The organism is Lysinibacillus sp. FSL L8-0312, assembly GCF_038003285.1.
Taxonomy (GTDB): Bacteria; Bacillota; Bacilli; order Bacillales_A; family Planococcaceae; genus Lysinibacillus; species Lysinibacillus fusiformis_D.
Genome location: NZ_JBBOOV010000001.1, coordinates 3,485,043 through 3,500,139, shown reverse-complemented (window position 1 = coordinate 3,500,139; position 15,097 = coordinate 3,485,043). Strand labels below are relative to the sequence as shown.

The 15,097-nt window shown below is 36.0% G+C and carries 13 protein-coding genes, 1 pseudogene and 1 riboswitch; of the genes and pseudogenes, 6 read left to right on the top strand and 8 right to left on the bottom strand.

What is annotated here, in order from left to right; translation table 11 throughout:
• Positions 1–5 precede the first annotated feature (5 nt).
• The 3 genes from MHI22_RS17620 to MHI22_RS17610 form a co-directional block, all read right to left on the bottom strand.
• Complete coding sequence (locus MHI22_RS17620) at positions 6–1,400, bottom strand: L-cystine transporter (protein ID WP_340812431.1); 1,395 nt, start codon at positions 1,398–1,400, stop codon at positions 6–8.
• A gap of 897 nt (positions 1,401–2,297) precedes the next feature.
• Positions 2,298–3,248: a GGDEF domain-containing protein gene (locus MHI22_RS17615; RefSeq protein WP_058845218.1), complete on the bottom strand. Its 951-nt coding sequence runs from the start codon at positions 3,246–3,248 to the stop codon at positions 2,298–2,300.
• The gene (locus MHI22_RS17610) at positions 3,226–4,107 is read right to left on the bottom strand and encodes an EAL domain-containing protein (RefSeq protein ID WP_340812430.1); all 882 of its coding nucleotides are present in this window, start codon (positions 4,105–4,107) and stop codon (positions 3,226–3,228) included. The genes MHI22_RS17615 and MHI22_RS17610 overlap by 23 nt, the downstream gene beginning before the upstream one ends.
• Before the next feature lie 297 nt (positions 4,108–4,404).
• Between MHI22_RS17610 and MHI22_RS17605 the strand changes: the two genes are divergently transcribed.
• From MHI22_RS17605 to MHI22_RS17590, 4 genes are all read left to right on the top strand, one after another.
• Positions 4,405–4,590 carry a hypothetical protein gene (locus tag MHI22_RS17605; protein WP_009373346.1) on the top strand — a complete coding sequence of 62 codons (186 nt, stop codon included), beginning with the start codon at positions 4,405–4,407 and terminating at the stop codon, positions 4,588–4,590.
• The gene (locus tag MHI22_RS17600; RefSeq protein WP_340812429.1) at positions 4,580–5,998 is read left to right on the top strand and encodes an amidase; all 1,419 of its coding nucleotides are present in this window, start codon (positions 4,580–4,582) and stop codon (positions 5,996–5,998) included. Before MHI22_RS17605 ends, MHI22_RS17600 begins: the two co-directional genes overlap by 11 nt.
• A 160-nt stretch (positions 5,999–6,158) precedes the next feature.
• Entirely contained in the window at positions 6,159–7,319 is a 1,161-nt protein-coding gene (locus MHI22_RS17595) for a PucR family transcriptional regulator (protein WP_340812428.1), read from the top strand.
• A gap of 102 nt (positions 7,320–7,421) precedes the next feature.
• A complete protein-coding gene (locus MHI22_RS17590) occupies positions 7,422–8,318 on the top strand; it encodes a DMT family transporter (protein ID WP_340812427.1) in 897 nt (298 codons plus the stop codon).
• Positions 8,319–8,343: 25 nt separating this feature from the next.
• Here MHI22_RS17590 and MHI22_RS17585 read toward each other — a convergent pair whose 3' ends face one another.
• On the bottom strand, positions 8,344–8,928 hold the full coding sequence (locus MHI22_RS17585; RefSeq protein ID WP_340812426.1) for a YitT family protein: 585 nt from the start codon (positions 8,926–8,928) through the stop codon (positions 8,344–8,346).
• A gap of 181 nt (positions 8,929–9,109) precedes the next feature.
• On the opposite strand from MHI22_RS17585, the gene MHI22_RS17580 reads away from it, so the two are divergent.
• Positions 9,110–10,399, top strand: a complete 1,290-nt coding sequence (locus MHI22_RS17580; RefSeq protein ID WP_340812425.1) for a DUF2252 domain-containing protein — start codon at positions 9,110–9,112, stop codon at positions 10,397–10,399.
• A gap of 49 nt (positions 10,400–10,448) precedes the next feature.
• Here MHI22_RS17580 and MHI22_RS17575 read toward each other — a convergent pair whose 3' ends face one another.
• Positions 10,449–10,970 (bottom strand): DUF2179 domain-containing protein, encoded by a 522-nt coding sequence (locus MHI22_RS17575; protein WP_004227692.1) that lies wholly within the window; start codon positions 10,968–10,970, stop codon positions 10,449–10,451.
• A 696-nt stretch (positions 10,971–11,666) separates the two neighbouring features.
• Here MHI22_RS17575 and MHI22_RS17570 point away from each other — a divergent pair.
• Positions 11,667–11,954 (top strand): annotated as a pseudogene (locus MHI22_RS17570) (transposase); the annotation flags it as partial.
• Positions 11,955–12,082: 128 nt separating this feature from the next.
• On the opposite strand, the gene MHI22_RS17565 reads toward MHI22_RS17570, so the two are convergent.
• From MHI22_RS17565 to MHI22_RS17555, 3 genes are all read right to left on the bottom strand, one after another.
• Complete coding sequence (locus MHI22_RS17565; RefSeq protein WP_058845213.1) at positions 12,083–12,451, bottom strand: hypothetical protein; 369 nt, start codon at positions 12,449–12,451, stop codon at positions 12,083–12,085.
• 482 nt (positions 12,452–12,933) lie between these two features.
• Complete coding sequence (locus MHI22_RS17560) at positions 12,934–14,232, bottom strand: nucleobase:cation symporter-2 family protein (RefSeq protein ID WP_036121997.1); 1,299 nt, start codon at positions 14,230–14,232, stop codon at positions 12,934–12,936.
• The gene (locus MHI22_RS17555) at positions 14,232–14,816 is read right to left on the bottom strand and encodes a xanthine phosphoribosyltransferase (RefSeq protein WP_058845212.1); all 585 of its coding nucleotides are present in this window, start codon (positions 14,814–14,816) and stop codon (positions 14,232–14,234) included. Before MHI22_RS17555 ends, MHI22_RS17560 begins: the two co-directional genes overlap by 1 nt.
• Positions 14,817–14,950: 134 nt before the next feature.
• Positions 14,951–15,052, bottom strand: a riboswitch (purine riboswitch).
• Positions 15,053–15,097: the final 45 nt, after the last annotated feature.

Here is a 15,097-nt window from a genome sequence, read left to right as displayed (position 1 = left end):
TGATTTTATAGATCTGCTACTTGAGCACCTAATTCTTTATCATTGTACATTTCTGTATCCAATTCTTTTGTAATACGTGCTGTTGTAACACCCGCTGTCATTGACCCACTTACATTTAATGCTGTACGTCCCATATCAATTAAAGGCTCTACAGAAATTAATACACCTGCAAGTGCAATTGGTAAATCAAGTGCTGATAACACAAGAATAGCTGCAAATGTTGCACCACCACCAACACCTGCTACACCAAATGAGCTAACCGCTACTACCGCGATAACTGTAATAATGAAGATAGGATCGAGTGGATTAATGCCAACTGTTGGTGCGATCATAATTGCTAACATAGCAGGATATACACCAGCACAGCCATTTTGACCGATTGATAATCCGAATGAGCCTGAGAAGTTTGCAATACCCTCAGATACCCCAAGACGACCTGTTTGCGTTTTAATATTCATCGGTAAAGTACCCGCACTAGAACGAGATGTAAAGGCGAATAATAATGTCTCTGCAGATTTTTTCAAATACGTGAATGGATTTAATCCGCTTAATGTCAGAATTAATAAGTGTACTAGTAAAACAATAAATAACGCCACATAAGAAGCAATAACAAACTTACCTAAATTGTAGATCGCACCGAAATCTGATGTTGCAACAGTACGAGCCATAATAGCCAAAATGCCGTATGGTGTTAATCGTAAGACAATCGTTACGACACCCATTACAAGGTCATAGATTGCATCTAAGCCTTTTTTAATTGTAGCTGCTGTCCCCTCATCCTTACGTGCCACACGTAAATAAGCAAAACCAAGGAATGCTGAGAAAATAACAACCGCAATTGTTGAAGTAGAACGAGCACCTGTTAAATCAAGGAATGGATTTGCAGGGAATAGCTCGATAATTTGTGTTGGTAGATCTGGAGCTGCTAAGCCCGTTGTTTTTTCTTCAAGATATTGACCACGTGCAGTTTCTGCATCACCTTGTAAAATTTGTGTTGCATCTAAATCAAATACAGTTGCAGAAAAAATACCGACAGCCGCAGAAACCGCTGTTGTACCAATTAAAATGGCTAAAATAAGAGCTGCCATTTTCCCAAAGTTTTTGCCAATCTTCATTTTCGTAAAGGCAATTAAAATAGAAATAAAGACTAATGGCATTGCTACCATTTGTAGCAATTTCACATATCCTGTACCTATAATGTTGTACCAAGATGTTGTTTTGGCTAACACTTCAGAATCTATACCATAGATAAAATGAAGTCCAAGACCAAGTACAATCCCTAAACCTAAACCTGCAAAAACACGATTTGAAAACTTGACGTGTTTTTTATTCATAACATATAAAATTCCAACGAACACAAGTAACACTGCTACGTTAAGAATGATTTGTAAATTCGACAATGGAATGCCTCCTAAGATGTTTTATAATAATGTAATCGAATTATATACCCATAATCCCTATAATTCAAGTATGTTTTATTAAGATTAATAAATTCCTAAAATAAAAACGATTTCTTCCTTTGATTATGCCCTTAAAATTAAAATCAATAATATTTATTAGCCATAAGTAAAAGGAGCCATTATAAAAGGGAATAGTAGATAGTTATCGAAAACGTTCATGAGGCTAACTTTTAACGTATAGACAGCTAAACTATAAGGCTTGATAGAATTGCTCATTTCAGTTGTATTAATATTCTAGTCAAAAACATAGAAGTTGGTGACAAAATGGTTACCAGAATTTTAAAATTGTTCATATTAACTACAAAATCTATACCCAAAATGCCTTACTGACGAACAAAAAACCTACATCGTTTAATGAACGAAGTAGGTTTCTCTTAGTGTTGAAAAACAAAACAGTCAATTGAAAGGTAGAAATGGATTCCCGTTGCAGGCTACTTGACTCCAACCTACAAAAGTATTACCTTTTTAGCAAAGGTTTTCAAATAAGGCGAAGGTCTTCACTACTCTTTATGGAGAGGTGTTGTCACACATCACTTCCCCACATTGAAAATAAGAGCTTATTCCCTCTAAAAATAATGGGCTATTTAATCGCTATATTACTATGAAAAAAAGTAAAGACACTTTGCAGAATGGTTGATTGGAGTGGAGCCAGCGTCACTCCTAGGGGATTTAGCGTCACAGATGAGACCCTGGAGCGAGCGTAAGTGAGTGAAGCGGCTCATCGGACGCCCCCTGGAAAGGGCGCTGGCGGAACGGAAATCAACCTCTCACCTTGCAAAGTTGCTTTTTCTGCCTTTGACATGATCTTTTTTCAACAACATGAAAAACCTACATCGTTTAATGAACGAAGTAGGTTTTTTGTTCGTTGATAAGGTAACAGCTGCCTGCAATTTTTTTACACTGCTTTTTCACGTGTGTGACCGCATTGGATAATTGTTCGACGGAGTTAAAATACTGATATTCATTCGTAATAACGGCAATGGATAAGGATGTACATGTTAGAGTACCTAGCTCACCCGCTCTATTAGCTACCTGCACATACACTAAATCCTCTAGCTCATAAAAGCTTAAAATATTGGCATCAAAGTCATCTATGATCTTCTGACAAATCTTTTCTATTTCATAATGCGGAAGGATGGCAACAAAATCGTCGCCACCAATATGCCCTAAAAAATCTTCCGCCCCACAGATATATCTTTTTAGTATATCTGTTAAATAACGTAAAATTTTATCCCCTTTATTAAAGCCATATGTGTCATTGTAGGATTTAAAATGATCTAAATCAAAATAGATCAAACTATAGTGTGCTAGCTGTAATGCTTCCTCTAGCTTTTCATCGATTAATGTATTGCCTGGAAGACTACTTAACGGATTTAAAAAACTGGCGATAGCTACTTGTGTATCAACAAGCTTTAACAGTAACTCACGAATGCTAACCATTCCGTCATATAAGTCATTTTTCGTCACAATGATATCATCATATAAGTCTTCAGGAGGTCTAGACATCGCTAGTGTACTAACCTCAGTGATTGGAGTATAGCGATCTACTATTAAAGGATTTTCTTTAATGATAAGTTGATTTTGCCGTCCCATAAATAAATGATAGCCATATTGAGTACCTATTTTTTGATAGAAATGTGTGCGTGTAATATGTCCAATTGGTTTTTCATCCCGAACGACAACAATACTACGCAATGAAGGATTACTTGTAAAAAGTACATCTACTTCTTTATTTTTCACAAATTCATCAATACATGGAACCTTTTCAATGACTTCCCCTATCTTCATTGTCACCCACCCTTATTTTCCCCAATTGTATTTCCTTTGCGGGCTTCCCTATTGCATAACCTTGTGCATAGTGAATGCCAATATGATGCAGATACGCCAGCTCTTCTTGTCGCTCAATCCCTTCAGCAATCATTTTAGTGTTAGCTTGCTCGGCATACTTCATTAATAAGGTAACGAGTTGTTGCTGTTCGCTGTTTTGATCGATAAATTGAATTAAGGAACGGTCTAATTTAATGAATTCTGGCTTTAAATAAATGAGTGTTTTTAAACTATTATAGCCTGAGCCTACATCGTCCACTGCTATGCGATAGCCCTGTGATCGATAATGTGATAATACACGCTCAAACTCTACAAAATCTATCACGGCACTACGCTCAGTTAATTCAAACACGACTTGCTGCGGTTTAATGCCAAGTTCCTTTAGCAATTGCAGTGTTTCTCCACAATGGTAATTTTTATCTACTAATACATTTGGATGTATATTAAGAAAGACTAAGAAGTTTTTATTCGCCAAATCGTTAGGCATACGTTCCTTAAATCGTTGTAAGGAAAGATTTCGACAAAAACATTCAAATAAAAATACACAATCTGTTTGTCCAACAAACTCATAAAACTGGTCGACACTATTAAATAATGCTGAGGAAACTGGACGGTTTAATGCTTCAAATCCCATCGTTTGTTTTGACTGTAAATCTACAATAGGTTGAAAATATGTATGTAAATCGTTATGCTGAATAATTTGTTTCAATGCTTTTAAACGTTTCATATATAACGTATTGCTTTGATGTTGCCCATATAAATATTTTAAAAAAGAAAATATATTACTAGTTTTTATATTTTGCCCCACAGCAGACTCCATTCTTGCACCTCTTCAATTGGTTATTATGGTTCATTGTACGCTTTGATTGTAAATAGACTGTGAATCGTATGTAAAAAGAGCAAGCACACACACTAGACTTTGACCGTTTATTAGCGTAGTAAATATTTCATAATATTAAATATATTACAAATAATTTATTTGATATAAATTATTGTTAGTGTATGATTGTAATAATAGGTTTATATTACCTATTATAATATTTTGCGTTTTTACCTTATCGATCTTAATAGGGAAACCTATTTAGATATAAAAATTATTCAAGGGAGGATCCTGTTAATGAGCTTGTCTATTCAACAATTATTGGAGAACAAAGGAATTACACCGAAACCTGAACACCTTGAACTATTAAAAACACGCTGGGAGGGCATGCAGTCACTTCGTAGCAATTTAGAAGGTATTGCGATTGATGATGCAGATATCGCGGTACGTAGTATTCCTGGAGGTGATCATATTGACAACTGATTTACATTTAAAATCCGTTGAAGAGTTGGCACCCTTACTTGCATCGAAGACACTATCTCCCGTGGAATTAACGAAGGCGATTTTAGATTTTGCTGAGGAAAGTCAGCCTAAAATTAATTCCTATATGGCCTTTTACAGGGAAGAAGCTTTAGCAAAGGCAAAAGAAGTGGAACAGGAAATTCTCCAAGGCCACTATAAAGGCATGTATCATGGGATTCCGATGGCCTTAAAAGATAACTTGTATTTCAAAGATAAGATAACAACGATGTCCTCAAAAATTCATAAGGACTTCGTTTCTGATTATGATGCGACAGTGGTTGAAAAACTTCGTGACGCTGGTGTAATTTTCACTGGAAAACTAAGCATGCATGAATATGCTTGGGGAATTACCAATAACAATCCTCATTACGGACCTGTTCGCAACCCATGGGATTTAGATAAAATCCCTGGCGGTTCTAGCGGCGGCTCTGGGGCGGCTGTTGCAGCAGGGGCCAGTGTTGCTTCATTAGGAACGGATACAGCTGGTTCCATTCGAATTCCATCCTCTGCTTGTGGCATTGTTGGTTTAAAACCTACACACGGTCGTGTAAGTAAATATGGCTGTTACCCACTCGCTTGGAGTTTAGACCATATTGGCCCAATGACAAAGACAGTAAAGGATGCAGCAGGCTTGCTTGAAGTCATTTCTGGCTTTGATCATCGAGACCCTACTTGCATTGACGTTCCAACAGACAACTACGTGCAGCAGCTTTCTGGCAATATCAAGGATTTAGTGATTGGTATCAATGAAGAATACTTCTTTAAAAATGTGGATGCTGATATTGAAAAAGCTGTTCGAGCAAGTATTCAAAACTTAGTAGATCAAGGTGCGAAAGTGGAAGTAGTGCGAATTCCTTCATTACAATATGCAGAATGGGCAGAGCTTGTGACGTCCCTTTCGGAGGCGGCAGCTATACACCATTCCGATTTACAAGAGCGACCACAAGATTTTGGTGACGATATACGCCTACTCTTTGAGCTCGGTGAATTGCCTTCTGCAGTCAATTACTTACAGGCACAACAGGTACGTCGTCAAATCAAACAGGAGTTTACAGAGATTTTTAATAAGGTAGATGTGCTTATTACCCCTACTCTACCTGTTGTGGCTAATACAATTGGTGATGATTTCGCAGAGTTAAATGGTCAAAAAGTGGATTTAATTGATAATATTATTCGCTTTACAGGCCCTAGCAACTTAACTGGCTTACCTGCCCTTTCCGTTCCTTGTGGCTTTAAAGGGAATTTACCAATAGGGCTACAAATTATTGGCCCTGCCTTTAAAGAAGGACGCATTTTAAATGTAGGGTATGCCGTTGAGCAAACGAATCCACTGAGAAATAGAAAGCCAAATATTTTTGCTAACATTTAAACGATAAGTACTGAAATCTGCTCACTTCACGGTTTACCGCTGAATGAGCAGATTTTTTTGTGGTGGATATCCATTTGCATGAATACAAATGGTTTTTTATGAACAAGTAAATTTATAATAGAAGTTAGTACCTTACTACAAGAAAGGCAATGGTCCGTTTATGAATGTAGAAAAATTTTTACAATTACCCATTACAAAGAATTTCACCGTTGTCGCTGGCCACAACGGTTTGCATAAAGCTGTTCAAAATGTAGAGATTTTAGACTTTGAATTTTCACCAGACATACACCATGTGCGAGATACAATTTTCACGCCCAACAGCGTTGTATTAAGTAGTTTATTATTTGCCAAACAAAAGCCTGAGTATTTATTAAATGCAGTAAAAAATCTAGTGGAGCTCGGGGCGAGTGCCTTAGCTTATAAGCCTGTTATTTTCAGAGATTTACCTGAAGAGGTTTTGACTTATGCAGAGGAACAAGATTTTCCTATTTTAAGATTTGGTGGAGATGAGTTTTTTGAGAAGATTATTTTAGAAACAATGGCCTACGCTAAAACACAGGATTATTCATTCTTTTTAGAAACGATCTTACGGAGATTAATGGAGGAAGATACTACACAAGAGCAAATCAAATCCATTTTACAGCAGCTCAATAGACCCTTTGAAAAATATGTATTTGTAGTAACTTTACGAGCAAGTGACACATCTCACCATAACTGGATGCAAGCTATTTTTTCGTTAGAGCCACTACTTAAATCAGGTCTGATTTGTTCCTATAAGCAGAGCCTTTTTATCATCATGACACATCCATCCCAGCTGTTTCAATTTGACAAGGTGTTACATGAATGGTTAGCATTATATGCCATCCCAACGGAAAAGATCACTTTTGGCTATAGCAGTAGCTACGATACTCAAACTGGCTTCCCTACTGCTTTACGCGAAGCCTTCTTTGCCAGTATATTAGCTGAGATTGACATGCTGCCTAGCCTTCATTATAAGCATCTCGCATCGGATCGTTTATTAATTGAGTTGTATCGTAAAGATCCTATATTTGCGATGGATTATGTTACTTCTTTTTTAGCTCCTTTACTTGATGATAAGGCTGATCCCGATTTAATGGAAACTGCCATAACCTATATCGTAAAAAAAGGAAATATTAAGGAAGTTGCCGTAGCACAATTTTGTCATCCTAATACAATTCGCTATCGTATGGCTAAAATACGTCATTTAGTAGCACCGACAGATAATGATTATGTTTTTTATGAACACTTAGCTGCAGCCGTTAAATTGTACTTATTACATAGCAAGGTAGGTTTTGAGTAATCGCTTTGGAATAAGTACAAAAAACGCCTGAATATTTAGAAATAAAATCAAATTCTTTTCCTCACTCCTATGCTATTCTATTGAAGTCAGGAGGAAGAAAACATGAAAACTTACATAGCTGATGGCATGCTATTGATTACTGCAATCGTGTGGGGTAGTGGATTTGTTATAACAGCTATTGCCTTAGAATATTTAACAGTTTATCAAGTGATGGCTGGTAGATTTTTATTAGCTTCCATTATATTATTGGTTTTATTTGGTTCTCGATTAAAAAAAGCTTCGAAATCTGTTATTTGGAAGGGAGCTTTATTAGGTACAATTCTGTATATAGCATTCGCCCTTCAAACCGTTGGACTCCAATATACAACACCGTCTAAAAATGCCTTTTTAACCGCAGTGAATGTCATTATTGTTCCTTTAATAGCCTATGCGGTTTATAAACGCCGCATTGACGGCTATGAAATCATTGGTTCCCTAATTGCGATTGCAGGAATCGGCTTTTTATCACTACAAGGCTCATTAACAATGAATGTTGGGGATGCACTTTCTTTAGCATGTGCCGTTGCTTTTGCCTTTGATATCTTTTATACTAATCTTTTTGTTCAAAAAGAAGATGCCATTGCTCTTACCATTATTCAATTTCTCACGGCATCCTTTATAGGTGTTCTAGTCGTCATTAGCCAAGGGGATATCCCGACATCATTCGAAAAAGAAGCAATCTATTCGATTATTTACCTAGGTATTTTTTCTACGACAATTGCTTACCTCTTCCAAAATGTAGCCAATCAATATACAACTGCTACTAAAGCTGCGATTATCCTATCGACTGAATCCTTTTTCGGTATGGTGTTATCCGTCATCTTTTTGCATGAAATCTTAACAAGTCGCATGGTCGTAGGTGCAGTACTTATTTTACTAGCTATACTCATTGCAGAGATCAAACCAGCACATCCTAAAAAGAAGCTAATGAAAACACTTGATAATCAGACGCCAAAATAGTTTCAGTTTTATACTGGGACTATTTTTACGTTCCTGATACTCGACTTCGACTAGTAATAACACTTGTCGTAATGCCTACTACCAATACGGTAATAATGGATAATAGGAAGGTCGATGTGGATAGTAGGAAGCCTCCTATAACAATAACAATGGAATCAATAAAAAATATTAATATTCCAACATTGATACCTGTCTTGTCACAGATAAATTGAGCGATTAAGTCTGTCCCCCCTGTGCTTGTCTGAAAACGCAGCATCAGACCAATGCCGAAGCCGACAAGTATACCTCCAAAAATGGCACTGTAAAGCGCATCCATTTGGACAAGATTTCGCACAGGCTTTAACAAATCAATAATTACGGAAGATGCTATTAAGCCGTGTATACTATTGTAAAAATAGGCTCTATATTTAAACCAAGCAATAATAAAAATAGGAATACTAATAATAATGATCATTAAACCGATTTTGAGCTTATATAGATAATGTAATATAAGCGCTAACCCTACTACTCCCCCATCTAAAATTTCATATGGCGTTAAAAATAAATTAATTCCTAACGACAATGAAATACTTCCTACTATAATGACAAGACCTTTTGTAAAGAAATACATATAACCCCCCTCCGTGATTAAGCATGTCTTATAGTATGAAAATAGGTTATCGAACATGTTATGAAATACCCTTAGATGTATAACCATTTTTATCGAGAACATTTGCTAAATTTCTTCGAAACCTATTCAATTATTTTTCGTATATACAGGTAAATTTTGATTTAACAAAGGGGATTATTGTATGGAGCATGCTTTATTGGAACAAGTTAAACATACTAGAACTTTTTTAAGACAAGAACAATTAGAAACAATCTTTGAAGAATTTGATGTACAACGAATGACATTAACAGTGGCACAGCGCCTGGAGAAATATCGCAAAATGCTAGAAAGCCCATTCCGCTTTTTCCGCGGAAGTGCCTATCTATTTTATTTTGATATGACAAAATCCGCCTCAATCTTCCATACTCCTGATAGAAAGCCAACTTGGATTCAAGGTGATATGCATATGGATAACTTCGGTGCTTTTCAAAATGAGGCAGGCGAGATTGTTTTTGATGTTAATGATTTCGATGAGGGCTATGTCGGCTCTTATTTATATGATATTATTCGCATGAGCGTCAGTATTGCGCTCTATTTAGAAGAACAAGGCTTACATAAGACAACTCAGGAAACGGCTATTCAGTATTTTCTCCGTAGCTACATAGATCAGCTAAAACGATTCCAGCGTAAGCAGGATAATCCTTTAACCTTGATGTTCACAAAGGACAATACAAAGGGACCAGCAAAGAGATTATTGAAAAAGCTTGATAAACGCCAGCGATCTCATTTTTTACAGGATATTTCGTATGTAAATGAGGATGGTCAGCGTGCCTTCTTATGGAATGAAGAAATTCAACCTGTTACTAGTGAAGAATACAGCGCCATTTCAAACGCACTATCTACATATAAAATTAGGGACATAGCTTATAAGTATGGCTCTGGTACAGCTTCCATCGGTTTAAAACGTTACTATATTTTAGTGGAAGACGAAAAAGGTGCGTCAGGAGTCGAGGATTTAGTGTTAGAAATGAAAGAGGTACGCACAGCAATTCCTGCCTACTTCCTCCCTTATCAGGAACTATTTTGGGCTCATTATGAGCATCAGGGAGCACGTGTAGTCGGAACTCAAAAAGCTATGCACCATTTAGAGGACCCACATTTAGCCTTTATCACGATGAATGGACAGGAATTTTATATTCGTGAACGTTCTCCTTATAAAAAGAAGATTAAGCCTAAAAACTATAAGGATGTAGAGGATTACTTTATTACAACATCACTTATGGGGAAAATTGCTGCTAAAATACATGCACGAGCTGATATCGATTATTCTCATGTTTTTACCTATCACAGTGAGGAGGAGATTTTGAAAGCAATCGACAAAGAGCTTGATGTATTTATAGAGCATACAATTTTACAAGCCATGAGCTACAAGGAAATTGTCTACACAGACTTTAGTTTATTTAAAGACTGGGTAGAAACAAAATTTAATTAACATCCTAAAAAAGGACCTCGGCATTTAGCAGAGGTCCTTCCTTATTAAATTATTTTTGCTTAGCCTTCATACGAGCAAGTAAAAAGCCGCCCTTAAATGATTTAGGCTCATACGAGATAATAAAGGCATTCGGCTCAAATTGCTCTACTATTTGAAAGAGCTCCCCTTCACGATTTCTCTTCGTTAAAATTTCATATTTATAGCGATTACTATCTCGCCCTTCTCCGATATAAATCGTGACTGCAAACCCTTCGTTACGAAGAAATTTCACAAGCTCTTCATTCTTATTTTGCGTATTAATGGTTGTATAAACATAGCCTATCGCTAGCTTACGTTCTATTTTTGCTCCTAAAAATATACCTAATCCAAATCCAACTGCATAGACAACCATAGATAACATGCTTTGCTTCCCACTAAAAACGAGTGAAAGGCCAAATACATACACTAACATCTCCAGCATACCAAATATCGCAGCAAGGAATGTAATATTCTTTACCAAAAATATTGTTCGCAATGTTAAAAAAGGTACATAAACTAATTGAAGAATTAATATTAAAACGATACTTTGCATTTGTACTAGACCTTTCTCAGAGTAGTTATATATAAGTGTATGTTGAAAGAGAGAATTACATTCTATTAAAAACCATCCTCATTTTTAAATTCCCCTTATAACCTAATTTTAAACATTGCAGATGGCATTGCTTTAAAAGTGCTCTTCTAAACTAATTGCGCGATATAATACTACCTAAGTATTGCTTATGAGATATGTTAATCGCACTTAGACACAAATTTATATATTTTTGGAAAGTGGTTCTTGTTTGACCAATGGTATGAAACAGATTCGAAAGAAAAAATCATTTTAAAGTGAGTAAAATAATTAATAATGATGATTATATGTAAACAAGGGAAAGTAGTGCTATTGATACAAGTATCAATAAAAATAAATTTAGCGTATTTCCATATTATCTTGAAGTAAGTACTAGACTGCTAAAAGGATTTTTTATTTAATTGTAAAAAACAATGTTCAGAAATGATAGGAAATGGAGGGTGAAAATCTCGACTCTCGCCAGCTCCATAATCCATTAGCATGAAATGTCACATTTTTATAGCTTAATTTTCGAAAATAGGATGTTATTACTTCAGGTCACTCACAATATTATGAATACGATCAAAAAGAGACTGGGACATAACCCAACATCAGAAACGTCTAGAATTGGAATATCCATCTGTACGGAATATTGTACATGCTTTCAACGTACGTTCATGAGAAGACTGTTTAGGATGTTCATTCCGTTCATCTTGTACAAAAGCAAAGGAAGGCACCAATTAGAAAATCATGGTGAATGAAAAATGGAAACAGCAAAAAGAATATGTTAGAGTCAAGCTTTCGGAAGAGAAAACGAGTGCCATCTATCGAAAACGCAAAGTCGATGCGGACCCAGTTTTTGGATTCTTAAAGGCTAATTTGAGTTCCATTCGGTTTTTAATACGAGGAAAATCGAAGGTTGAAAACGAAATACGTTTAGCATTAATGGCAGTTCGGAAATATATTGCCATTAATCAAGAAATGAGGTAAAGAAAATCAAAAAACTTAGTCAAATAAGTAAAAAGGGAAATCGAACAACATCGATTTCCCTTTTATCTTGAATATCAGCTAGTTTTGTCCCAGCCTCTTACTAAAAACTAATCAAGATATCTTGATAGCATACCAGAATACCAGACTTTCCAATAGTCACCATTTACGCCACCGTGTTCAATGGTTGTGGTTTCTTTGCTTAGTGTTCCTCCGTATTTATTTCCATTATTTAGTTGTTTATACACAAATTTTGTTTTAGGAGTATCTGCTGCCATCTGATACTGGCTTTTAGGATACAGCTCAAAAACTCTTTCATATATTTGATTACTAAAAGTAGTAATAGGAAGATCTATGCTAATCACTGTATTCCCTTGATGTGGTAAATTAGTTTCAATAGGTTCTTCTGCATTTGCATTGGCAGCAATCCCTAAAGACAATCCTACTGTTGTTGCACCTAATATAAGTTTTTTTAACATGTAAATTAATACCTCCATTTTCATAATATGTATCACAAATATTATTATAATCCATTTTACATAAATGGTAAATATTACTTTTTCCCAATTTTCACAATTAATTCATATATCAAATTAATCCAATTACAAAAAGTTAAATTTCTTCCGAATACGTCTGATGTCAATTTTGCGACTACTATTTCATTTCTTTAGTTATTTTATATTCAAGAGCTCTAACCATTGAACAAAAAATATATAGTGCTCATCATAAGTTATGAAGTATACTTTTCTAACTTCTTTCCCCTTTTTGGCAGAATAAAAATAAGAAAAAACTTAATAACCTGAATTTCAATTTAGCTTGTTCTTCTAAAGAATAATCTTTTACGCATACAAAAAAGCCACCTACTTTCAACTAAATTAATAGCCAAAAGATAGGCGACTTTACAACGTTCTTTTCATCAAAACATGTGGGGTATTTAGATGAAAGTTATTTAATTTTCCCTTTATACTTCACCATGCATCGGGTCTTGCTTATGCTTAGGCCCAATCATATTGAATAAAATATTAAGGATAATCGCTGTGACAGAACCACAGACGATACCGTTGGATGTTAAAATAGACACTTTTTCTGGTAGTGCATCAAAAATGCCAGGAACGACTGATACACCGACCCCTAAACTTACTGCAATCGCAGCAATCATCGCATTCTCAGCTGACTCATTCATAACTGGTACAAGCATCCCCATACCTTGTGTAATCACCATTCCGAACATCGCAAGCATCGCTGCACCTAGTACGGATGTTGGAATAATCGTTGTTAACGCTGCGATTTTCGGTAGGAAGCCAAGTGCTACTAATAATCCACCAGTGATGTAAATGACTTTACGGTCCTTAACGCCTGACATACGCGTAAGTCCCACGTTTTGTGAGAATGTTGTGTAAGGAAAGGCATTGAAAATACCACCGATTACTGAAGCTAGACCTTCTGAACGATAGCCGCGAGCTAAATCCTTTGAATCTAATTTTTTATTACAAATATCACTTAGTGCAAAATAGACACCAGATGACTCTACTAAAGATACCATTGCTACAAGTGTCATGGTGATAATTGCCGTTACATCAAATGTTGGCATGCCAAAGTAGAAAGGTTGTACCATGTGAAATACATTAGCATCCGCTACTGGCGTGAAATCCACTTTGTCCATGAATGCACCTAAAACGGTACCTACTACTAATCCAATCAGAATAGAAATCGCACGAACAAAACCTGTAGAAAAACGATACACGATTAAAATAATGATTAATGTAATAAACGCTAATGCCACATTAGAAGCAGAAGCAAAATCCTCAGCACCTTGTCCACCTGCCATATTGTTTAAAGCTACTGGTAATAAGGAAATACCGATAATCGAAACAACGGATCCAGTTACTACTGGAGGGAAGAATTTCACAAGCTTGCCGAAGAAGCCCGCAATAATCATTACAATTACACCAGAGGCAATAATAGAACCATAAATATCTGTAATACCTTGCTCTGGATTGGTGCCGATCGCAATAATTGGACTTACTGCTGTGAATGTACAGCCAAGTACTACAGGTAAGCCAATCCCGATGAATTTACCTGAATATACCTGTAAAAGTGTTGCAATCCCGCACATCATAATATCAATTGCTACTAAATACGTCATTTGTGTTGAATCAAAGCCAATTGCTCCACCAATAATCAGTGGCACTAAAATGGCTCCAGCATACATCGCAAGTAAATGTTGAATCGCTAGCGCAGTTGATTTAAAGGTATTCATTACGAGCGAGCCTCCGTAGCAAATGTTACATTGCCATCTTCAAGAGAGTCTACAATCGCTAATGACTCAACGCGAACTCCCTGCTCACGCAATAATTTTCCACCATCTTGGAAGCCCTTTTCAATAACGATGCCCACACCCACAACATGCGCACCAGCTTGTGCAGCAATATCTAGTAAGCCTTTGACAGCTTCACCATTTGCTAAGAAATCATCAACAATTAAAATATTATCGTCCTCATTTAAGAAATTACGTGATACAGAGATCTCATTTGTTTCATTTTTTGTAAACGAATGTACCTTTGATGAATAAAGGTTATCTGAAAGTGTTAACGATTTGCGTTTACGAGCAAACACGACAGGCGCGCCAATTTCTAACCCTAACATAACAGATGGTGCAATACCTGAAGATTCTATTGTTAAAATCTTTGTAATCACTTGATCAGAGAAACGGTTTGCGAATTCATGCCCAATTTCCTTCATTAATATTGGATCAATTTGATGGTTTAAAAATGAATCAACTTTTAATACGGATGAAGATAATACTTTACCCTCTTGCATAATTTTGTCTTGTAATAACTTCATTTCTTTTATATCCTTCTTTCTTTCAGAGTAATAAAAAACGCTAAATACCTTGTTTCCATTCAGCTACGAGTGGAGCAAAGCATTCAGCGTAAAAACGTCGAAACGAATAGAAAACATCATTATAATTGAAGTTCTCTAAAAGCATTGCTACCCATAGTCGATTTATTTACGGTAAATCGGTAGAAACTTGCGAGCCCTATTCTCGCTATTATATGAGTGGATTTGTATGAAACTATCAGAATATCCAATTTATCACTTTATTCGGCAAGAACCTATAACTT

Bases quoted from the DNA above. Each gene is read 5' to 3' on its own strand.
- MHI22_RS17615 (WP_058845218.1), bottom strand. From the start codon at position 3,248: ATGAAGATAGGGGAAGTCATTGAAAAGGTTCCATGTATTGATGAATTT.
- MHI22_RS17610 (WP_340812430.1), bottom strand. From the start codon at position 4,107: ATGGAGTCTGCTGTGGGGCAAAATATAAAAACTAGTAATATATTTTCT.
- MHI22_RS17605 (WP_009373346.1), top strand. From the start codon at position 4,405: ATGAGCTTGTCTATTCAACAATTATTGGAGAACAAAGGAATTACACCG.
- MHI22_RS17595 (WP_340812428.1), top strand. From the start codon at position 6,159: ATGAATGTAGAAAAATTTTTACAATTACCCATTACAAAGAATTTCACC.
- MHI22_RS17590 (WP_340812427.1), top strand. From the start codon at position 7,422: ATGAAAACTTACATAGCTGATGGCATGCTATTGATTACTGCAATCGTG.
- MHI22_RS17585 (WP_340812426.1), bottom strand. From the start codon at position 8,928: ATGTATTTCTTTACAAAAGGTCTTGTCATTATAGTAGGAAGTATTTCA.
- MHI22_RS17580 (WP_340812425.1), top strand. From the start codon at position 9,110: ATGGAGCATGCTTTATTGGAACAAGTTAAACATACTAGAACTTTTTTA.
- MHI22_RS17575 (WP_004227692.1), bottom strand. From the start codon at position 10,970: ATGCAAAGTATCGTTTTAATATTAATTCTTCAATTAGTTTATGTACCT.
- MHI22_RS17565 (WP_058845213.1), bottom strand. From the start codon at position 12,451: ATGTTAAAAAAACTTATATTAGGTGCAACAACAGTAGGATTGTCTTTA.
- MHI22_RS17560 (WP_036121997.1), bottom strand. From the start codon at position 14,232: ATGAATACCTTTAAATCAACTGCGCTAGCGATTCAACATTTACTTGCG.
- MHI22_RS17555 (WP_058845212.1), bottom strand. From the start codon at position 14,816: ATGAAGTTATTACAAGACAAAATTATGCAAGAGGGTAAAGTATTATCT.